At 39.7% G+C, this 20,250-nt stretch carries 21 protein-coding genes and 1 riboswitch; of the genes, 16 read left to right on the top strand and 5 right to left on the bottom strand.

All coding sequences use genetic code 11. The features are described from left to right. Positions 1–76: 76 nt before the first annotated feature. The gene (locus ABE099_RS10885; protein WP_430030190.1) at positions 77–2,233 is read right to left on the bottom strand and encodes a 5'-nucleotidase C-terminal domain-containing protein; all 2,157 of its coding nucleotides are present in this window, start codon (positions 2,231–2,233) and stop codon (positions 77–79) included. 321 nt (positions 2,234–2,554) lie between these two features. Between ABE099_RS10885 and ABE099_RS10880 the strand changes: the two genes are divergently transcribed. After that, positions 2,555–3,349 (top strand): MurR/RpiR family transcriptional regulator, encoded by a 795-nt coding sequence (locus ABE099_RS10880; protein WP_430030188.1) that lies wholly within the window; start codon positions 2,555–2,557, stop codon positions 3,347–3,349. A 2-nt stretch (positions 3,350–3,351) separates the two neighbouring features. Here ABE099_RS10880 and ABE099_RS10875 read toward each other — a convergent pair whose 3' ends face one another. Continuing rightward, a complete protein-coding gene (locus ABE099_RS10875) occupies positions 3,352–4,341 on the bottom strand; it encodes a Gfo/Idh/MocA family protein (RefSeq protein WP_430030185.1) in 990 nt (329 codons plus the stop codon). A 432-nt stretch (positions 4,342–4,773) separates the two neighbouring features. Here ABE099_RS10875 and ABE099_RS10870 point away from each other — a divergent pair, with 432 nt between their 5' ends. Next, positions 4,774–6,231, top strand: coding sequence for a glycoside hydrolase family 1 protein (locus ABE099_RS10870; RefSeq protein ID WP_430030183.1), 1,458 nt, complete (start codon positions 4,774–4,776; stop codon positions 6,229–6,231). Between the two features lie 192 nt (positions 6,232–6,423). Then, positions 6,424–7,224 (top strand): metal-dependent hydrolase, encoded by an 801-nt coding sequence (locus ABE099_RS10865; protein ID WP_430030181.1) that lies wholly within the window; start codon positions 6,424–6,426, stop codon positions 7,222–7,224. A gap of 162 nt (positions 7,225–7,386) precedes the next feature. Here the strand turns inward: ABE099_RS10865 and ABE099_RS10860 are convergent, their stop codons facing one another. The 3 genes from ABE099_RS10860 to ABE099_RS10850 all read right to left on the bottom strand — a co-directional run bounded on the left by ABE099_RS10860 (position 7,387) and on the right by ABE099_RS10850 (position 8,774). After that, on the bottom strand, positions 7,387–7,584 hold the full coding sequence (locus tag ABE099_RS10860) for a hypothetical protein (protein ID WP_430030178.1): 198 nt from the start codon (positions 7,582–7,584) through the stop codon (positions 7,387–7,389). Between the two features lie 100 nt (positions 7,585–7,684). Further along, a complete protein-coding gene (locus ABE099_RS10855; protein ID WP_430030175.1) occupies positions 7,685–8,308 on the bottom strand; it encodes an ImmA/IrrE family metallo-endopeptidase in 624 nt (207 codons plus the stop codon). A 115-nt stretch (positions 8,309–8,423) separates the two neighbouring features. Continuing rightward, on the bottom strand, positions 8,424–8,774 hold the full coding sequence (locus tag ABE099_RS10850; RefSeq protein ID WP_210088429.1) for a helix-turn-helix domain-containing protein: 351 nt from the start codon (positions 8,772–8,774) through the stop codon (positions 8,424–8,426). Positions 8,775–8,950: 176 nt separating this feature from the next. Here ABE099_RS10850 and ABE099_RS10845 point away from each other — a divergent pair, with 176 nt between their 5' ends. The 13 genes from ABE099_RS10845 to ABE099_RS10785 all read left to right on the top strand — a co-directional run bounded on the left by ABE099_RS10845 (position 8,951) and on the right by ABE099_RS10785 (position 20,243). Then, positions 8,951–9,427, top strand: coding sequence for an ArpU family phage packaging/lysis transcriptional regulator (locus tag ABE099_RS10845; RefSeq protein ID WP_430030173.1), 477 nt, complete (start codon positions 8,951–8,953; stop codon positions 9,425–9,427). A gap of 58 nt (positions 9,428–9,485) precedes the next feature. After that, a riboswitch (PreQ1 riboswitch) is annotated at positions 9,486–9,529 on the top strand. A gap of 153 nt (positions 9,530–9,682) precedes the next feature. Next, a complete protein-coding gene (gene queC / locus ABE099_RS10840) occupies positions 9,683–10,366 on the top strand; it encodes a 7-cyano-7-deazaguanine synthase QueC (protein ID WP_430030171.1) in 684 nt (227 codons plus the stop codon). After that, positions 10,363–10,857 carry a 6-carboxytetrahydropterin synthase QueD gene (gene queD / locus ABE099_RS10835; RefSeq protein ID WP_430030169.1) on the top strand — a complete coding sequence of 165 codons (495 nt, stop codon included), beginning with the start codon at positions 10,363–10,365 and terminating at the stop codon, positions 10,855–10,857. The genes queC and queD overlap by 4 nt, the downstream gene beginning before the upstream one ends. After that, a complete protein-coding gene (gene queE, locus ABE099_RS10830) occupies positions 10,854–11,588 on the top strand; it encodes a 7-carboxy-7-deazaguanine synthase QueE (protein ID WP_430030167.1) in 735 nt (244 codons plus the stop codon). Before queD ends, queE begins: the two co-directional genes overlap by 4 nt. Before the next feature lie 286 nt (positions 11,589–11,874). After that, entirely contained in the window at positions 11,875–12,348 is a 474-nt protein-coding gene (gene queF, locus ABE099_RS10825) for a preQ(1) synthase (protein WP_430030165.1), read from the top strand. Positions 12,349–12,350: 2 nt separating this feature from the next. Beyond that, the gene (locus ABE099_RS10820; RefSeq protein WP_430030163.1) at positions 12,351–13,289 is read left to right on the top strand and encodes a helix-turn-helix transcriptional regulator; all 939 of its coding nucleotides are present in this window, start codon (positions 12,351–12,353) and stop codon (positions 13,287–13,289) included. A gap of 133 nt (positions 13,290–13,422) precedes the next feature. Beyond that, positions 13,423–13,986 (top strand): DinB family protein, encoded by a 564-nt coding sequence (locus ABE099_RS10815; protein ID WP_430030161.1) that lies wholly within the window; start codon positions 13,423–13,425, stop codon positions 13,984–13,986. Positions 13,987–14,523: 537 nt separating this feature from the next. Continuing rightward, on the top strand, positions 14,524–15,003 hold the full coding sequence (locus ABE099_RS10810; protein ID WP_430030159.1) for a hypothetical protein: 480 nt from the start codon (positions 14,524–14,526) through the stop codon (positions 15,001–15,003). Positions 15,004–15,071: 68 nt separating this feature from the next. Beyond that, a complete protein-coding gene (locus ABE099_RS10805; RefSeq protein WP_430030157.1) occupies positions 15,072–16,529 on the top strand; it encodes a phage tail sheath family protein in 1,458 nt (485 codons plus the stop codon). Between the two features lie 568 nt (positions 16,530–17,097). After that, entirely contained in the window at positions 17,098–17,514 is a 417-nt protein-coding gene (locus ABE099_RS10800; RefSeq protein WP_210088419.1) for a phage tail tube protein, read from the top strand. Positions 17,515–17,671: 157 nt separating this feature from the next. Further along, positions 17,672–18,127, top strand: coding sequence for a phage tail assembly chaperone (locus ABE099_RS10795; RefSeq protein ID WP_430030155.1), 456 nt, complete (start codon positions 17,672–17,674; stop codon positions 18,125–18,127). Between the two features lie 26 nt (positions 18,128–18,153). Next, positions 18,154–18,288 carry a hypothetical protein gene (locus tag ABE099_RS10790; protein ID WP_430030153.1) on the top strand — a complete coding sequence of 45 codons (135 nt, stop codon included), beginning with the start codon at positions 18,154–18,156 and terminating at the stop codon, positions 18,286–18,288. A gap of 161 nt (positions 18,289–18,449) precedes the next feature. Continuing rightward, positions 18,450–20,243 (top strand): hypothetical protein, encoded by a 1,794-nt coding sequence (locus tag ABE099_RS10785; RefSeq protein ID WP_430030151.1) that lies wholly within the window; start codon positions 18,450–18,452, stop codon positions 20,241–20,243. Positions 20,244–20,250: the final 7 nt, after the last annotated feature.

Raw genomic sequence — 20,250 nt, 5'->3', positions numbered from 1 at the left:
CGCTTTGAGATCCCCCTCTACTACATATAACGGTGCCAACCACCTATAAACGCTTAGTATTATAATGAATTAACGTTTATGAAGCTTTTGCCGTAATTGTTTTTTCAATTAATGCTTTTGCATCGTCATGAGTTAAACCATGTTTTGGATCTAATCTGTTTTTGTCTACAGGCGCAAAAACTCCTTTTTCAAGTAGCTTAGCTACAGCCTCAACCGCATAGTTAGATATCGTTGTACCATCCTCGAACTCTGCAACAATACTTTTAGCATCTTTACTTAAAGCTTGCTTCGCTAACAATTTAGCTACGATCGTAGCGGCTTCCTCGCGCGTAATCTCACGATCTGGATTAAAGTTGCCACCATACCCTTGAATGAAGCCAGCGTGTGCAGCCTCTGCAATTGCATCTGCATAGCTTGCATTTGCGTCAACATCCTTGAATTTTGGAGCCGTTGTTACTTCATTAAGCTTCAAAATATCCACTAATATAGTTACAAATTCAGCACGAGAGATAGTCTGAGCTGGAACAGGATTAGGTGTAGGAACAGGAACTGGCTTTTCCTTGCCTGGCTCTTCTACTTTCGGCACATTTAGATTAGTAATACGGCCTTCAATTTTAGCCTCGATTTTTCCACCCTTAAATGTATCTACGATATATTTGTAGAAAATATCAAGATCAATTGGACCAATTAAGGAGGACTTCGCGTCAACTAATACTTTATAGTTATCGCCACCTGCTGCCATAAAATTGTTAACGACAGCTGTATAGGTTTTGCTATCCTGAAGCGGTGTACCATCTGTCAATGTCACGTTAGTTACACGTTCAGCTACAGGTTTGCTAAAATCAGCACTATATTTTAAACCGGAAATTTGCAACGTTTTTGTATTTGGTGTACCATCTGCATTTTTGCCCCATTGCTGCTGTAGCAAGGTTTTAACTTGCTCCCCAGTAAGAGTTAACTTAACTAAGGTATTGCCAAAGGGTTGGATTTTTGCAAGGTCTGCAAAGGTAACATCCCCATTTGGAAGATCTGCACGAATACCACCTGGATTCATAAATGCAAAATCTGCAGCCTCTGCTTTATCTCCAAAGTCAGCATAACGCATTGAATCGGCAATTAAGTTACCTAAAGCAGCTTCGTTATTATAAGCATCTGTACGAGTAACAGTTCCGTCTGTTGTACCTACTGGTTTCGTTAGCTCAGGGTGCTTATCTAATGATTTTTTAATAATTGCTAAGCTTTCGGCATCTGGCTTAACACCATCTTGGAACGTAGTAGTAACTGTAGCTGATTTTTCTTTCACATCCCCTGTAGTAGGGTCGATGATCAGCTTAATATCCTCAAATGCAGTTCCATAAGAATAAGCTTGTACGATCAATTTTCCGTTCACTTCACCATTAGCTAATGCATGGTTATCTCCTGCAACAATTACATCAACTGGGGAATCTGCTGGTAATGCCTTTGCTAAATCTGCGGCTTCACCTTTTGTTTCACCATCTTTAGTTGTTGCTGGATCATGTGCCAAGACGATAATCGTTTCTACACCTTGATCTTGTAATTCCTTAGCATATTTGTTGACCGCCGCAACCTCTTCTTCCGCACTCAGGAAAGAAACGCCCTTAGTGCCAGATGGGGAAACCTTAGCTGGTGTAGATTTAGTGACAAGACCAATAAATCCAATTTTAACTCCGCCTACTTCTTTAATTACATAAGGCTTAATTAACGTTTTGCCAGTGGAGGTCTCAATCACGTTTGCATTTACATAATCGAAATTTGCGCCAGCATGAGTGACCTTGCCTTCTTTTGGATCAAGTCCACCAAAGATTTGTGCCTTTAATGCCGCAATCCCTTGGTCAAATTCATGATTACCTAAAGAGGCTACGTCAAAGCCCATCATATTCATCCATTCCATCGTAGGTTCATCTCTTTCAAGAGATGAGACGGGTGCAGAAGCACCTACAGAATCTCCATTATGGAAAAGGATACTATTTTTGTGTTTTGCTCTAGCTTCCTTTAAATAGGTTGCTAGAATTGGAGCAGAGCCTGCCTTTTTACCGCTAACAATGGATGTCGTATCTAACTGACCGTGGAAATCATTGATCCCAATTAAATGAACCTCTACGTCTGTACCTGCAGCAGAGACAGCGCCACCTGCGCCAAGTAGTTGAGTCAGTAATAATGCTGCTGCCGTCACACGAACGGTTGCTTTAACCACATTTTTTTTCCATGACATAAGTTACTAAACCCCTCTTTCATTTTTTAACTTCCAAAATATAATAGCATAATAGAGTCGAGAGAAATCAAAGAATATATTAATTCTATGTAAAAAATAGGTAAAGAGTATTAGGTTTATACTCATTTTAGGAGATTGGTAGCAGATAATATAAAATGAAATAAGGTGGTGCTGTAGAGCATTGATGGAAGAAGCCTTTAGTTGCAGTAATATGATGTGGACATGGTATACTAATACAATCAAGCGTTAACCACTTTGAGGACTAACTGTCATAAGGTTTTAAATTAAGTTAGCGAGGGGAAAGAAACTTTACAAATGCTAATGCAGAAGCTGAAATATATGTCTAATGTCACTACGTTAGAGCAGGAAATTATAAATACGATTTTAGAAAAACCGCAGTTGGTCTTCACAAGTACTGCGCATGAATTAGCGAGAATTACATATACAAGTGCTGCGACGATTATCCGCTTATGTAAAAAGCTTGGCTTTACAGGGTACCCAGATTTTCAGCTTCAATTTGCATTGGAGTATGATCCCAAAAAGTTGGTGGAGCAACAAAGTGAGCATGCTACATCACAAGTGATCTCTCAAGCGACCTCACTTACTTCAATTATTGAAGAGGTTCCATATTTATATAATCAAAGTTTAGAGCTAACCAAGGCAAGTTTTGACGTGACTCAACTAGAAAGGATTGCCGATTGGATTCAAGGTGCAGAGCGTGTGGACATTTACGGGACGAATACAAATTATTACGTTGCTGAGGAAACAAGCGCCAAATGGAATGAAATTGGTATTCACGCTGTTGCTCATAACAATGCAAACCTTCATTATTTAATGAGCGCACCGAGGCAAAAACCAACGATCTCTTTCCTTATTTCAAATACAGGTATTAATGCGTCAATGATCGAGGCTGCAAAAATTTTACAGGACCATAGTAAGCACATCGTGGCGGTCACACACGATAAGAACTCCCCTTTAGCCATGTTATGTAACGAAGTATTATTAACTCATGGACTTATGCAGCAGATGCGTTTATCAAAAATAACAAGTGTTATTTCCGTAAAATATATTTTTGATGTGTTATATATGTACGTTTTAAGTCAGCAGGAACAATAACTTCATAAAGAGGGAGTATCTGCTTCGAACAAAATACCTGCTGATCGACGTGCAGCAACAAGTGTTTCAATCACATTACGGCTATATGCTAGAAGGTCATAACAAGTATCGTAGTCCTTATTTTCAAAAATCTGTTGGAAGTTAAATAATTCGTAATAACACCAATTTGGATTGTTTTGTTCATTTATTTCATGTACCTCGTTACCAAGATGGACAAAAATCTTTTCACAGCCATTGGCTCCATTAAGCACATGAATATAGCCTTTTTCTCCTTGAATCAAAGCAAAATTCATACTTCGCGTGTCCTTACAACCCACACATTCTGCAATAAATTCAGGATAAGTTAATACTGCAATACCAGAAGTATCAATGCCATTAGCATGCTTGTTCGCAGTGTAATTAATATGAGATGGTTTACCAAACAGATTAAGCACAAAATGAATATTGTAAATATTAATATCATATAATGCGCCGCCTGAAAATTTAGGATTAAACACGTTAGGTGTTTCTCCAGCTAGAAATTCATTATATTTCCGTGAATATTGACTAATATTGCATTGAATGAACTTAATTGGACCAAGTTGATTTAATTGCTCTTTAATGAGCTTGTAATTGGGTAAATGAATTGTAGTAATTGCTTCAAACAGCATTAGCTTATTATGCTTTGCATATTGTATCAATAATTCTAATTCTTCCACCGTAGATGTGAATGGTTTCTCACAGATCACGTGCTTGCCATGTTGAAGCGCAAGGAGTGTGTGCTCGAAATGTAGGCTATTTGGAGACGCGACATAAATAAAGTCAATGGATGAATCAGAGACTAAGGTGTTAAGATCAGTATAAATTTTAGATATTTTATATTTTTGGGCTAAGGGCATTGCCGTAGACTCCTTACGAGAATACATAGCAATGGGTGTAATTCCAGCAACTTGCTCTGCTGCCGCTAAAAATGTATCTACAATACTTCCTGTCCCGATTGTTGCAATGTTCATGTTAACACCTCATTTTCTAATTCTCATAAAACTTAGTAGGGATCTATTTTCACTATCTACTGATTAAATGAGTTAAAGATATACACGTATCTTAGCATTTAACATTAGACATAGTAATATTTTGAGTCAAAATTGGATTCTAGTTTCATAGAAAGCAGACATCGAAGCAGATCTTTGAAATTAAAATTCAACTTACACCACATGAATTGCATTTCAAAAAATGCTATGCTACCATAAAATTAATCAAATCAATTTCATCAAACTTTGGATTGTTACTGCAAATTGCAGGCAAAACCTAAACCGATGATAAAGTAACGTTTTCCTTTTTAATAAATGGGGAACGCTAATTTTATCAGACGTTTAGGTTTTTTTTATCAGTCCATAGTGGACTCACCATATTAGTAAAATACTTACGAAAAGAGGTCAAAGAAGATGGCAAAAAAAACGTTGAAATTTCCTGAAAACTTCCTATGGGGTGGTGCAACTGCAGCCAACCAGCTTGAAGGCGGTTATGATCTAGATGGTAAAGGTTTATCTACAGCAGATATGGTCGCTTGGGTTCCTAAGGCGGAACGTAAAAATGATCACGCAATGGACATCTCCAAAGAAAGAATCGAAGATATTTTATCTGGAAAATTTACGGCAAGATTTCCGAAAAGAGATGGCATCGACTTCTACCATAACTATAAAGAAGATATCGCCTTGTTTGCTGAGCTAGGCTTTAAGGTTTTCCGTGTATCCATTAACTGGGCACGTATTTTCCCGAACGGTGACGATGCACAGCCAAATGAAGCTGGCCTTAAGTTTTATGATAACGTATTTGATGAGCTTAAAAAGTATGGAATCGAGCCATTAGTTACCTTATCTCACTATGAAACACCACTTGGCTTAACTTTAAAATATAATGGCTGGGCAAGTCGTGAAGTGATTCAGTTTTATGTGAATTATGCCGAAACCGTATTTAAACGTTACAAGGATAAAGTAAAATATTGGCTGACCTTTAACGAAATTAATGTAATGACGATGAGCCCGTATACCGGTGGCGGTGTATTAGTGGATGAGGTTGACAACAAAATTCAAACGATGTATCAAGCGTTGCATCATCAATTTGTAGCAAGTGCAATGGTAACTAAGCTTGGTCATGAAATTATGCCTGGCGCACAAATTGGTTGTATGTTGGCTCGTATGGAATATTATCCAAACACATGTAATCCAGAGGATATTTTGAAGGCACAGCATGAAAACCAAATGAACTATTTCTTTACAGACGTTCATGCACGTGGTTATTACCCTAACTTCATTAAACGTTACTTTGAAGAAAATGACGTTGTGATCGCGATGGAGCCTGGGGACGAGGAATTGTTACGCAACAATACTGTTGACTTTATTTCCTTCAGCTACTACATGACGTTAACCGTATCTTCAGAACCGCAAGGGGACGAAGCAGCTGGTAACTTGTTTAATGGGGTCAAAAATCCTTACTTGAAGGCTTCGGACTGGGGTTGGCAGATTGACCCAATCGGTCTACGTGTAACTTTAAATAACTTGTATGATCGCTACCAAAAACCATTGTTTATCGTTGAAAATGGACTTGGTGCATACGATAAGGTAGAAGAAGATGGCTCTATTCATGATGACTATCGTATTGACTACTTGAAGCAGCATATCGAGCAAATGAAGGAAGCTATTGGTGACGGTGTTGAGTTGATGGGTTATACAGCATGGGGCCCAATTGACCTTGTAAGTATGTCGACCTCTGAAATGTCTAAACGTTATGGCTTCATTTATGTAGACCTAGATGATGAAGGAAACGGAACGCTAAAACGTAGCAAAAAGGATTCCTTTGCATGGTATCAAAAAGTCATTGCAACAAATGGTGAGGAACTGTAAACTTAGTAAATAAGTGAGTACTTGCCTAGCTCAATACAAAAATGTCTAACTATTACGTATTGAATTTAATGATAAGTCTCATCCAGATTGTTTGGATGGGGCTTTTTTATTCTTATTGATTTTTGGATTTCCACTATTGGAATTTGGTCTAGTTGTTACAGCATGAATTACAGAAATGGATGTGATTAAGGAATGAATAAGCAAGGGCACGTTGCAGCAGCAGTGTTCACAGGTTCAGCTATGGTTGCATTGTCCCCCCTTATCGATGTACAAGCAGGTTTTTTACCGTTGTCTCTGTTTATGGGAATGGCGGTTGTTGGTGGCTTAGCCCCCGATATCGATCACAAATCAAGTACAGCAAGCCAAATTATTCAATTATCTCGAAAAAAACGCAAATGGCTGAGAGGTATCTCCATTTTCTTAATTGTAGCTGGAGCTGTTTTGTTAGGTTTACAAGCAGGGCTAACCAGCATTTCGCTTAATTTCCCGCTACATTCACAGATGGAGCTAGTAAGTCGGAGCTGGCCGTTATGGATGGGAGCAGGGCTACTATCTGCCGTATTAGCTAGATTAAGAGTGATGGTATTAACAGGTATAGGTGCATTACTGCTTGTAGGTTATATGCTATACGATTGGCATTGGATCGCCTCTTTTGCTGGTCTAAGCTTGTTGCTTGTCCCACTATTATCGCATCGTGGTTTTATACATACCCCTGAATTTGGGTTAATATTAACGATTGGCATAACCTCCTTTGCAAGTGAGCAAAGTGAACTAATTATGTATGGAGCCTTAGGTTTTATTACAGGGTGGTGGACTCATCTAATCGCAGATAGCTTAGGGTCAGAAGGGATACATTCTCAGATTTTACCCAAACTAAAGCTAGCATTACGTCTAGTGAAAAATGGGAGTCGCAAGGAAAAAAAGGTTGCCCACTTATGTTGGGTGTTTTCGATCGTAATTTGGAGTATGTTGCTTCTACAGCTAGTATACTAGCGTAACATCAGTACTTTATTGAGCTAGGCATAGGCAAATATTTACTGGGAATACAACGTAGATTTATGACTTGCTGGATATAGCGTAAAGCGAAGTTTTTGGCTACATGTATTCCCATATATCACAAATGAATTCAATTAAAGCATTTAAATTAGTACTTTGTTATCTTGAGCGCATTAAAAGTACCTCTTCCACATCATCAAATTGAATGACGAGATTAAGCACCTCAATACTATGCCGCGCTTGGATTGCTGCTAAATTGATACCGATTACCCCTTGTCCCTTAGCTGGACGCACTAAATCCTCTAGGAGTACTGAAACCCACAAGTCTTCGTTAAAATCCTCTGCTTCAAAAGGCACAAATGGACCTGATATCGGAAAATAAAGAATTTCTTTCTCATAATCCTGAGGCTGTAATCGAACGATAAGTTGTCTTGGTCTTACATATTCAACATCAAAATCACAATACGCGGCGATGTGGATGAGATTGCCCCCTTTTAACGAGCTGTTGATTAAGCTGATCTAAAATACGTGTCGTTTCTGGTGTCCAGTTTGGTTGTTGTTTTGTCTTATTTTCTTGATGTGCTTCACGTGCCGCCGCTAATAAAGAGCCATGTAAAATACGACGTTGGATTTGATCCAAGCGATCCTCAGCGACCTTCATTGAAACTTGAAAATGCTCGGCGAGATATGGAATTGCCTCACAGCGCTGATCAGGTACCTCCATTTTTGCAAACATATAAAAAGGGATTGCTGCATAAAGCACAAATTGCTCTGCTTCCGCCTCTTGCGCATCCTTAAACAGCTCTGGCATGACACGTTGATCACCTGCATGTCTAAGCACATGGCATAATTCATGGAAAAAAATTGCCCTAGTTAGCACAGGATCACTATGTTTATTTAAAAAAATGACACGATCCTCATTATCAGAAAAGGGAGGGAAGTTGCCAAAAACAAGATTAACATCAAAGGCAGCGGCAATGTTTTCAATGCTGTAGTCTGTAATATGTATAATGCCATGCTCCTCATATTTATTATGAATCCACTGTTCGAGAAAGGTTTCTTTATAGTAGGAAAATAACAATAGTACCACCTCATAATAGAAAATAGGAATGTATGTTCGGTTGTTACGTGAAAATAATAGCCCTACAGATGAAGGGCTTAGCTTTTGTGATTATCTTATTATTTATTATTCGCCGTTAACGCTCAGAATCCTTTAACAGCTTCTTTTTTTGTTCGCGGTAGGCTTTAAGTGCTGCCTCCATCATTGCAATTTCATCTGCGGTATACGCCTCTGGTCCACCGTAAAAGGACATATTCAACGCCTTTTCCTCAATCGGAGCAGGGTCTTCCGTTCGTCCAAGCAAATAGTCTCCACTGGTATGAAGTGCATCCACAATCCGTCTTAAAGCTTCTGGATCTGGCTTGCGATCATTCGTTTCATACCTGGATAGCTGAACCGTCGTAAGATCCGCTTGGGCAGCTAAGTCCTTTTGCGTTAAGTGCTTTAATTCTCTGAGATATTTAATTCTCCCACCTAATGTTTGCATTCTTATCCCTCTTCTGCCCTATAAAATTACTGTACACAGCATAACATATTCTACTTCATAGGTAAAGGTTTTTGTTACCGAATCGGTTTGATTTCTAGTTTGACACTACCATAATGGTACTATATAATAAAGATATAATTACCGAAACGGTAACAAAGAAAGAGGGGCTGCTCATTATGAAACGACGTCATCAAGTATCTTCTTTTATTTTTAATACCGCGCCTATAGACCGTACAGCAACCAGATTAGCAGTGGAGCAACGTTTAGAAGAAATTAGAATTTATCGTCAAATTGGTATCATTCGTAAAAGTGTAAGTCTGACATCTAGCTATCAGGAACGCTTTCATGGTGCAACACATAAAATTAGTAATACAACCGCCCAAGCTGCTATTTATAATGTGGATCGGGAGCAACAGCTTAAAGCAAAATCTGAGCTGCTCGACCAAGCGATGGCAAGCTTATCCACCACCCAACAGGAGGTTATTCGACGTAGCTATTTAGATGATGAATGTGAATACGACTTTATTAGCTGTAATGAGATGGGCATCAGTGACCGTACATATCGAAGAATTAAAGCTAGTGCGATTGCGCTACTTGCGGTGGCTATGAATTTAGAGGTGTACGTGCAAGCAGAGTGTAACGTTTTAGTTTAAGTCTAATATGTGGATGTGCTATAATAGAGAAGGCAAAATGAAGATATCCATGCGTAGCATGGGAGAGGTTCGCGAACTCCCTCTATAAAAAACTAATGGAATCGGAGTATGGTTATACCCGATTTTTTTGTTACGGTCAGGTATATTGATATAGGAACATACTTCGATCAATGTTTTTTTATGGTTTAGTTCATGAAACTCTCTTTCTTCAGTAGACTTTAGTGTCTATATTTTATTGAAGAGGAGAGATTTTTTGTGTTCAAAAAAGAAAAAGCCGTTGTTGTTTTCAGCGGAGGGCAAGACAGCACCACTTGTTTATTTTGGGCTATGCAGCAGTTTGCAGAGGTTGAGGCGGTAACATTCGGGTATGGTCAACGACATTCCCTTGAAATTGAATGTGCCAAGCAAATTGCAGAGGAATTAGGTATCAAATGGACGCTGCTAGACATGAGCTTACTTGGACAGCTCACCCATAACGCACTAACCAGTGACGATGTGGCAATTGAGCATAAAGAAGGTGAATTGCCAAGCACCTTTGTGGAGGGACGTAATCATTTGTTTTTAAGCTTTGCGGCTGTATTTGCGAAGGGAATTGGTGCACGACATTTAGTAACTGGCGTATGCGAAACGGATTTTAGTGGTTATCCAGATTGTCGGGACAATTTTGTTAAGTCGTTAAATGTGACTTTAAACTTAGCGATGGATCATAATTTCGTCATTCATACGCCATTAATGTGGATTAATAAAGCAAAGACGTGGCAGCTTGCAGATGAGTTAGGTGCTTTTGATTTTGTGCGTGAAAAAACGTTAACCTGTTACAATGGCATCATTGGAGATGGCTGTGGCACATGCCCTGCATGTCAGTTGCGTAAGGCGGGTTTGGAGTCGTTTTTGCAGGATAAGAATGTAAAGCGAAAAGCAAAGGAATTAAGTTTATGAGTACAAACAAGCAGCCAGGGGAATTTGTCATTGTTGAAGCTTTGCAAAAGCTTGGAGCAGACATTACCAAGGAGCAATTAAAATATCATCAACGGCGTGTACTGGTGAGTAAGGAATTTACCTTTGATGCCGCGCACCATTTACATGCCTATGAAGGAAAATGTAAAAATTTGCATGGGCATACGTACAAGGTTGTTTTTGGCATTAGTGGTTTTACCAATGATATCGGCATTACTGTCGATTTTGGAACATTAAAGCAAATTTGGCGAGAAAAAATTGAGCCTTATTTAGATCATAGATATTTAAACGAAACCTTACCAGCGATGAATACAACCGCTGAAAATATCGTCGTGTGGATATATGAACAAACACAGGTAGCGTTTGGAACAGGACACTATTGTCCTAGGGAGCTAGAAGCGAGGGTGGAATTTGTACGTTTATATGAAACTCCTACAAGCTATGCGGAAGCTAGACGGGAGTGGATGTCATGACGGAATTAAGTCTACCGATCATGGAGATATTTGGTCCAACTGTTCAGGGCGAAGGGATGGTGATCGGGCAAAAAACGATGTTTGTACGCACGGCAGGCTGCGATTATCGGTGTAGCTGGTGTGATTCTGCCTTTACATGGGATGGAAGCGCTAAGGATCGTATTGTTTCGATGACCGCCCATGAAGTTTGGCAGGAGCTAACATCGCTAGCAGGCAATCGTTTTTCACACGTTACTATCTCAGGTGGCAACCCTGCTTTGCTTAAAAATATGGGAGAGCTAGTTCGCCTTTTGCATCAATATGACATTACTGTGGCGATCGAAACCCAAGGTTCTTGTTGGCAATCATGGCTGCTAGAAATTGATCAAGTCACCTTATCGCCTAAGCCACCAAGCTCTGGCATGACTACAGATTGGGAGAAGCTAGAAATGATCGTGCAGAGGCTAGCGGAACGCCCAACCCCTTATGAAGTGAGCCTCAAGATCGTCATATTTAATGACAAGGACTTGGAATACGCCAAGGAGATACATCGTAAATTTCCTGACATTACCTTATATTTGCAGGTCGGAAACGAAGACGTCAAGCGGATAGATTACCCCGCACATACGATGGATTTATTGCGCAGCTATGAACAGCTAATTGAAGCTGTGATGGCATCGAGTGAGCTAAACGATGTGCGTGTGTTGCCACAGCTTCATGCATTAGTGTGGGGGAATAAGCAAGGAGTTTAGGCTGTTTATAAGTTTTTAAAATTCAGAGATGAACTGGGCTCAATTATAATTAGTGTTTGACTTCGGCAGGAATGCAAAGCGGAAGAGAGAGGGATTGCGGAACAATGAAATGGTCGCCTTTAAAACTAAATTTCAACGTTAAACCATTTCTAATCAGAAATTTAGTTTTAACAGCGAGTGAAGCAACCCTCTGCTCGTAGCGTCAACTTTTCTTCCTTACGTCAATTGCTAATTGTATATGGATTATTAAGGAGGACTAAACTATCCAGGAAGACAAAAAGAAGAATTGCAGGATGTTACCCTACTTGGTAACCAAGGAGTACAATATCCATTTACGTATACACCAGAAATACTAGAAAGCTTTGATAATAAGCATCCTTACCGAGATTACTGGGTGAAATTTAATTGCCCTGAATTTACAAGCCTTTGTCCCATCACAGGACAACCTGATTTTGCGACCATTTATATTAGCTATATTCCTTCTGTTAAAATGGTAGAAAGCAAGTCATTAAAGCTATATCTGTTCAGCTTCCGTAATCATGGTGACTTTCATGAGGATTGTGTCAATATTATAATGAATGACCTCATTAAGCTGATGGACCCGAATTACATTGAGGTATGGGGTAAGTTTACGCCACGTGGAGGAATTTCGATTGATCCGTATACGAATTATGGGAAACCAGATACGAAATATGAGAAGATGGCAGAGCACCGCTTAATGAATCATGATATGTACCCAGAAAAGGTGGATAATCGTTAAATATGAATAAAACCGACCGACAGCTTGCTATTTTGTTAGAGCTTCAACACCAAAAAGTAGTAAAGGCAGAGCAGTTAGCACAGCAATTTGAAATCAGTATAAGAACGATTTATCGAGATATTCAAGCACTTTGTGAAGCAGGGGTTCCTATCATTGGAGCACCTGGACAAGGTTATTTGCTCATGGACGGTTATTTTTTGCCACCAGTTGGCTTTACTGCGCAGGAAGCTGTGGCATTGCTTGTTGGGATGGATTTTATTCAGCAAAGCTTAGAGAAGGATTATAGCACTGCGGCAATGTCTGCTAAACGAAAGGTACAAGCGGTTTTACCCGAAGCGATTCAAGCTGAGGCTAGACTTATCAGCGATACGATGAAGCTGATTAAGCATCAACCTGATCAGGCTGAAAAGGAAGCCTTAGAGCAAATTAGAGCTTCAATTATACATCGTAATAAAATTGGTTTTCATTATATGAAAAGTATTGCTGAAAATGATGGGAATCGTGCAACTGAGCGCACCGCTGATCCCTATGGTCTAACTCTTTTTAATGGAAATTGGGTTGTAGTGGCGTATTGTGATTTAAGAAAAAGTATTCGTCATTTCAGATTGTCTCGTATGACAAAGCTTCATATTTTAGGTGAAACCTTTGCTTATCCAAAAGGCTTTAATCTACAGCAATATACTCCACAGGCTGATCGAGATATAGAAATTGTATTGCAAGCAGACCCCAACATTATTGATAAAATAAAAGAGCAAAGTCATTTTTATTTGGACAAAGTAGAGCATCAGGCTCAGCACTTACTTGTTTATTTTAAAGTACGTCAAGTCGAGGAATTGTTGCCTCATGTTCTAGGTTGGGGAAGTAAAGTTGAAGTAATACAGCCACTTGATTTTAGAAAAAAAATAAAAGAAGAGATTTTAAAAATGTTAAAACGTTACTGACATACAGTTGTCAGTAGCGTTTTTTTAATATATAAACAGGAAACAAAAAAATAAGACTTAACTTAAAAAAACAGAACTTGGATTGAGCCTTAAATAAAGAAGTAGCTATCTTGCTTAAAAGGAGAAATGAATTATGAAAAGTACAAAGGAAGCATTGAGTTCACTTGAGGAATTAATTAAGCAATATATCGCTGAGTTAGAGGCATTGACTATGAAAGACCTGCTTTACACCACAGATGAGGTAGATTGGTCCCTAGGTCAAATGTATATGCATTTAATTCAAGCCAGTCAAAACATGCACATGTTTAACATTAAGCAATGCTTAACTGGGATGGAGCCGGCAACGATTTCTGCCGCTACTGCTTCCACAAGTAAAACAGAGCAAGGTCAAGCTATATTTGATCATGGAGGATTTCCGCCGATCCGTATTGCTGTGCCTGCTTCTCCGCAATACACGCCAAAACAGCCAGAGACCAAGGAGCAACTCGTGATAGGGCTTATGCAAGTAGTAGAGGAAATGAGACAACTCCAACCTGAAGTTAACGATGCTGCTAAGGCTAATGAATATAAAATTGCCCATCCTAGATTTGGTTATTTAGATGCAAAGGAATGGTTTTTACTTATTGAAATGCATTTCCGTCATCATTTATTGCAGTTGGCACGTTTGAAACAGAAGCTACTGGATACGAACTCATAATAAATGTACCAATGTGTAGGGGATTTCTTGTGAATAAAGCTTATTTTATAAGGTAAAAGTAACCTGTCCTCTCGTTGACCGCTACTTGACCGCCACCTGTCCCTTGGCTAGACAAATCCCGTGTTAAATTAGTAATGTGGATGAAAAGGATAAGGGATGAAACATCACGTTATCATCAAATCATCTAAGTTCATTCATTAATACTACTGGACATCAAAAACAACCGTACATGCTTGCGGTTGTTTTTTTGTGTCTTTTTGCAGGAGGGATATTTGTGAGTAAAAAATTAAAAAGCTTACCGTCCATAGATCTCCCACAACAGCCTCAAGCCTGCAAAGGTTGTTTGTGGGGGAAATGGGTCGGAACAAGTCAGGTGTGCAGCTTGCCGCGATGTGTGCCAGAGCAGCTTACATCTAGTAAGAAAAAGCCGCTGCGACGCAAGGCAATAAGCTAAGGCAACAGGCTAGGAAAGTAATTTCGGCTTGCTTCGCTGAGAATGCGAAATGCCACCGTGACTGAACAGGAGGGAGGATGAGTATGTATGACCAAGCATCAAACATAGCCATCGATAACTGGCTGCAAAACGCAGGTCAATGGACCAAAACGATTTTAGGTGAAGATAGCAATGTGTACGTTGGTGCTTTAGGCGACGAGGTTGTTATGCCTTATGTGTTGTGGGAATTGAGTAGCATGGAAGTGCTCCATCGTGGTATCACTTCGTTTGAGACTAACAAGACGTTAACGGCAACAATTGTAGCTGAAAATCCATTGCAGGAGCTTAATTGGATGACAAAGCTACTAGAAACGATAGGAACCCAGCCAAAGCTTGCATTGGAAGGGGATACCGCGAACGCTCACCCTAAATATGTGCATGTCACTTCGTGTAGAGGAAATGTCACTAAACCTACACCATCCCAGCCTAAACGGGAATGCACAATTACATTAACGTTAAGTGGCAGAACGGCGCTTTCAACATCTGAGGTAAATGTCATGCAAAAAATTCAATTTGGTTCATGATGGCTAAAAATGTTGTACAAAATGTGTTTAACAAACAAATTTGAACAAGAAAAGAGGGTGCTTTTTTAATGGCAGGAGGAAATTGGAGTTTAAACGATCAACCAGTATTACCAGGTTTATATATGAATTTTTTAAGTGCGGCAGGCAACGCGATTCAGTCAGGGGCAAGAGGGATTGTGCTTGCGCCTGTGAAGGCTCATTGGGGCCCAATTGGCGAGGTTGTAGAGATTGCACATGAAGCAGTCATTGCTGATGTGTTTAGTAAAAATGTAACGGGAGGCGCTACGGCGCACACAACTTTACAGCTCGCTTTGTTAGGTGGCCCTAAAAAGCTATTAGCTTATCGACTTGCAGATGACAATGCGAAGCAAGCTACATTGCGCTTAAATAAAGCAGGTGAAGATGGCGATGCCATTTTAAATATTAAGGCTAAATATGTGGGCGAACGCGGAAATGGCTTTACTATCACAATTCAGGATAATGAGTTTACCCCTGAGGAAAAGGAATTAAAGCTACTCGAGGGTACAACGTTGTTAGGTACAGTTAACCTTGGCACAGGTGAAGTTGAGCAGGCTGTTTCAGCTATTAATGCTACTTTACACAAATATATTGTAGCTGAAAAGCTGGCAGAAGGTGTACTCGCTAATGTGGCACAAGCTGCACTAACAGGCGGGAACAGCGGGATTGCTGGTATTACCAATGAAGATTATATTGCGGCAACAAATGTGTTTGAAACTGAGGAATTCCATGTGTTGACCTTAGACGGCATTAGTGATGCGGCTTTAAGAACAAGCCTAATTGCTTGGGTAAAACGTGTGCGTAAAGAAGGAAAAGGTATTTTGCTCACACTTGGAGGTTCAAATGCAGAGGATTTAGCAGAAACCGCAGTCCAAAATGCAATTGAACGAAGCAAAGTGGCTAATCATGAAGGTATCATTAACGTGGGTACAGGTGCAAAGTTAAATGGCGTAAACTATTCTTCCGCACAGGTGGCTGCTTGGGTTGCTGGTTTAATTGCAGGTCAAGGCTTGAAGGAATCGACGACTTATGCGATCTCACCATTTGATGATGTCACTCGCCGCTGGACAAGAGCAGAGCAAGAGCAAGCGGTGAAGCAAGGCGTATTTATTTTGATTCATGACGGTTTACGTGTGAAAGTACTTCGTGGTGTTAATACTTTGACCTCTTTAGCGGAAGGACAAGGAACTAGCTTCAAAAAAATCCGTAAAATTCGCGTCATTGATCAAATCAATAGTGATTTACAACGTCAAGCTGAGGACAACTATATCGGAAAAGTGAATAACACCGAAGAAGGCCGCCTAGCTTTAATCGAAGCAAGTAGACAATACCTACAACGTCTAGCTTCCGAAAATATCATCGAATCCACAGGTTACGAGGTTGCACTTGACCCTCGCTTCTATGGGAATACAAAACAATTTACGCCTGATGCGGATCAGGTTTATTTGACATGGCGTGCAGATACAACGGACGTGATGGAGCAGATTTTTGGGACTTTTTATGTGTAAAGGGTAAACGAAGGCTTGAAAACCTTACTTTTAGCGTGGGAATCGCTACGAGCAGAGGGTTGCTTCGAGCGCTGTTAAAGTCTGATTCCTTTGAATTTTCAAATGAATTGGGGTAATCAGACTTTAAAGGCGCACATTTCATTTCTCCGCAATCCCTCTGCTCTAGGCTGACTATGGCGGTATAAAGTAAGGTGGTATTCAGCCATCATTTAGGGGGAGGGAGTATTGTATGAGGAGCTACAACGAATATTCCCATCTCCTTCTTACTGGTTTTTCTGTAAATCACGTTTCAAGTTTTAATGTTCATTGATATTGAATTTTTTCTAATTATTCACTAAGGCTCAAGCCTAAATTAGGTACTTGATAATAAGCAAACTTAGCGAAGGGGCAGAGAGATGGTGGAAAAGCGATAGCGTCCGCCTTTAAGGTCATATTTTCATCAAGTTAATAAATCTAATAAGAGAAAAAAGGACCTTAACAGTGGTTGAAACCACTCTCTGTAACGTAGCCTCTTACTTTAATATCAAGTACATCTTCAAAAAATTAAAATCTATGGAGGTATTTATATATGGCACAGCATCTTGACCCAACACGGGTAATTATGGGGACCTTTGGTCAAATTTTTATTAACGGGAACTGGCAAAGTAACCTCAATCATTTGGAAGCAGGTGTTGAGGTAGAGAAAAAGGAATTAAATTTAGTGGGTACAGATTATACGGTCGTTAAGCTTGGTCGTAAAAAAGGAACAGGTACGATGAGTGGATATAAAGTGACTTCAGATATGATTAAACGTGGTTTTGAACGTTTTGACATTATCCACAAGTTAGCTGATCCAGAATCTTATGGTTTTGAGCGTATTCAGTTGACTGGTTGTATTGTGGATAAGATTCAGCTTGCGAATTGGACAGCAGGAGAAGAGGTAACAGAGGAAACTCCGTTTACGTTTGAATCCTATGAATTGCTTGATCCAATTCAAGCCTCATAAGAGGAATTAAAAAGCAAAAGAGAAGATAACAATCATAAAGCATAAGAGCGTAGTAGCATAGAGGCATAAAAGGAAAGCTCCCAAACCTAACTTTAATAGGTGAAGGAGCTTTTCTATTTCTACATTAATATTAAACAATTTACTGGAGGAAACAAAGATGAGTGAAGTATTTAACGAGCAGGATATTTTGGATGGTTTGTTTGAAACGGCGGCTAATTTACCAGAGGAAACGGTGTTTATTAACCGATTGAATTTGCGTATTACGCTTCGTGGTTTGACCTCTAGCAAAGTGGATGGCATTCGTGAACGTTGTACAGTACGTAAAACGAACAAAGGTCATGTTTCTGAAAAGGTAGATAGTGAGCTGTTTAATGCGGCTTTAATTAAAGAAGCAACGGCAGCATTAGAGGTTGTGAAAAAGGACAAAGAAGGAACGAAGCATTCTGTACAGCTTTCGGGCTGGGGGGATGATCGCCTAGTGAGTCGCTTGAAATTGTCTGGTGGCGAGGAAGCGGTTCGCCGTTTGCTTTTAGCAGGGGAACTAGATGCAGTAGGTGACAAGGTGCTCGAAATTTCTGGATTTGGGGTTAACATCGAAGACATAAAAAACTAATGGACTCCGGTGGGGAGACGGCGCTTATGTTCCATTTGTGGAATCGGCATCATCTTCGCCCCGGGGTGTATTGGTTGTTGTCTAAAGGGGAACGCAAGCTACTAAGAGCTTTTTCAGAAAAAGAGCTAGAGTTAGCGACAGGTTCAGTAGATAAGCGATAAAGCAAAAATGTTTGCTTGATATGGTAGAGCGCGTAATGAAGCAGCAAATGCGAATGTAAATGAATGTAGGTTGATTTCAATTGAATGAGGTAGAGAGGAACGGAATTAGAAAAAAGACTTAGCGAATCTCTTTTGGATGTAAGTCTAGAAAGGAGGAGATTATGGCTAAACAAAATGAATATGAAGTGAACACAGATAAAAGTGTAGGCCAGCTAGATAAGCTTGAAAAAAAGCTAAGCCGTGTGGATAGCTTATTTGAGCGTGCACAGCGTCGAGGTAATGCTTTGAGCAAAATGAGTATTGCGCCAACGCTTGCACTTAATGATAAGCTTTCGGATCATTTGACTAGGATTGAGAATCGGTTGCAAGGTCTTAATCGAACAACGATTTCTCCTAGTCTTCACATTGCAGATAAGGCTACAGCAGAAATTGCGGGTGTGGCGGCTTATTTAAAGACAGTCACTGAAACAAAGTGGATGATTAATTTTGAAGCTATAAGCTGGGGGAAGCTGTTTTCGGGTAGTTTTTCAGATTGGTTAAAGGGCCAAAACCTAATGACCTCCATAAAAGAACAATTAAGCAATACTGAGGTGTTTCAGGAATCGGGCACAATGGCAGGGCAGCAGTTTTTTCAATCCTTTCTTGAAGCTATTGATCCTGAGCAGATTGCAGAAAAATTTAAAGAGCTCGAATTAAATGCGAATGTAAATATTAACGGGGGTTCTGATTCAGGTTCGGGTTGGGGTGGTTTTTGGAAGGATGTTCTTAAAGATTCGATAAGTGGTACTGCTAGTAATCTTGCTTCAGAAGGTATAGGGGCTCTTCTAAAAAAGAATAAAACGTTTAATAAATGGAAAGATCGTTTATTTGGTGGAGATAGTTCAAACAAGACAACCGGCAATCACAAAAGTGGAAATAATAGCAGTAACGGCAATAAAAAAGGTAATAAAAAAGGAAATAAAAAGGGTAATAAGAAGAACGGAAACAATAGGAACAACAATCAAAATAAATATAACAATAATAATAATAAAACGCCACCTTCTAAACCTGAAAAACCTTGGCTTTCCCAAACGAAGGATAATTTTAAAGAATGGACAGATAAAATACTAGGAAAAAAAGAAAATAAAAATATTGAAAAAATTAAAACAGAGAAATTCTCATGGAAACCAGTTCCTGATCTTACAAAAGGGATTGATTACAAAGGAGATAAATTTGAAATAATCAAGCCGCCTCCGCATCTAAATCCCAATTTAAGTGAAAATCTATTACCAAAAGTGCCTAAGACTAAATTTAATAAAGGTAATGCATTAGGTCTGGCAATGGATGCTTATAGTATTTTATCAGCTGATTCAGGTAGAGAACGCGCACAGGCAATAGGTTCATCTATTTTATCTACAGTAGGATCGGTTCTTGCTGGCTTAGGAGTAGGTTATTTCACTGGAGGTACCGGTGCATTTTTAGGAGCACAAGTTGGGGGGGCTGCGGGTTCCTACGCAGGTGATGCCATGGGCGGTTGGATTTATGACCTTTTCTATGGAAAAGAGGATTCTGCTAATACAGTAGGAGCAGTTATGACTTCACCAGTGTTAGCATCTCTTTATCCTAGGAATAAAGGTGTTATAGGTCTACCATTAAAGATGAGTAATGAAAATAAGCCTTCACCAACAGGCAACATTGGTATTCCAGGAATAGGTTCATCTACTAGAGTGCCTTCTGTACCTTTTGGATTTGTTCCCACACCTCCGACACCAATCACCCCCACAGCTACTATGCAGAAACAACCTGAGGTGCAAAAGCAAATCCTTGACCCAACGATTCAAGTGAATTTGCCAGTGGGGGCGGTACAGCTTACCGTTAATCAGCCTGAGCTAAATTATGATCAAATTGCTAGTGTTGTAGGGACGAAAATTACAAGTTCTGTTCAACTAGCATGGCAAAATACGAAGTTGAGATGAGGAATGC

Origin of the sequence: Paenibacillus turicensis (assembly GCF_050461185.1) — a bacterium.
Lineage (GTDB): Bacteria > Bacillota > Bacilli > Paenibacillales > Paenibacillaceae > Fontibacillus > Fontibacillus turicensis_A.
The sequence above is the reverse complement of the archived record's forward strand: the minus strand, read 5'-3'. Positions and strand labels throughout refer to the sequence as shown.

Coding starts and splice junctions, on each gene's coding strand:
- ABE099_RS10810 (WP_430030159.1), top strand. CDS start 14,524: ATGTATGACCAAGCATCAAACATAGCCATCGATAACTGGCTGCAAAAC.
- queE (WP_430030167.1), top strand. CDS start 10,854: ATGACGGAATTAAGTCTACCGATCATGGAGATATTTGGTCCAACTGTT.
- ABE099_RS10805 (WP_430030157.1), top strand. CDS start 15,072: ATGGCAGGAGGAAATTGGAGTTTAAACGATCAACCAGTATTACCAGGT.
- ABE099_RS10875 (WP_430030185.1), bottom strand. CDS start 4,341: ATGAACATTGCAACAATCGGGACAGGAAGTATTGTAGATACATTTTTA.
- ABE099_RS10790 (WP_430030153.1), top strand. CDS start 18,154: ATGTTCCATTTGTGGAATCGGCATCATCTTCGCCCCGGGGTGTATTGG.
- ABE099_RS10850 (WP_210088429.1), bottom strand. CDS start 8,774: ATGCAAACATTAGGTGGGAGAATTAAATATCTCAGAGAATTAAAGCAC.
- ABE099_RS10885 (WP_430030190.1), bottom strand. CDS start 2,233: ATGTCATGGAAAAAAAATGTGGTTAAAGCAACCGTTCGTGTGACGGCA.
- ABE099_RS10880 (WP_430030188.1), top strand. CDS start 2,555: ATGCAGAAGCTGAAATATATGTCTAATGTCACTACGTTAGAGCAGGAA.
- ABE099_RS10785 (WP_430030151.1), top strand. CDS start 18,450: ATGGCTAAACAAAATGAATATGAAGTGAACACAGATAAAAGTGTAGGC.
- ABE099_RS10845 (WP_430030173.1), top strand. CDS start 8,951: ATGAAACGACGTCATCAAGTATCTTCTTTTATTTTTAATACCGCGCCT.
- ABE099_RS10815 (WP_430030161.1), top strand. CDS start 13,423: ATGAAAAGTACAAAGGAAGCATTGAGTTCACTTGAGGAATTAATTAAG.
- ABE099_RS10865 (WP_430030181.1), top strand. CDS start 6,424: ATGAATAAGCAAGGGCACGTTGCAGCAGCAGTGTTCACAGGTTCAGCT.
- ABE099_RS10820 (WP_430030163.1), top strand. CDS start 12,351: ATGAATAAAACCGACCGACAGCTTGCTATTTTGTTAGAGCTTCAACAC.
- ABE099_RS10870 (WP_430030183.1), top strand. CDS start 4,774: ATGGCAAAAAAAACGTTGAAATTTCCTGAAAACTTCCTATGGGGTGGT.
- ABE099_RS10800 (WP_210088419.1), top strand. CDS start 17,098: ATGGCACAGCATCTTGACCCAACACGGGTAATTATGGGGACCTTTGGT.
- queD (WP_430030169.1), top strand. CDS start 10,363: ATGAGTACAAACAAGCAGCCAGGGGAATTTGTCATTGTTGAAGCTTTG.
- ABE099_RS10795 (WP_430030155.1), top strand. CDS start 17,672: ATGAGTGAAGTATTTAACGAGCAGGATATTTTGGATGGTTTGTTTGAA.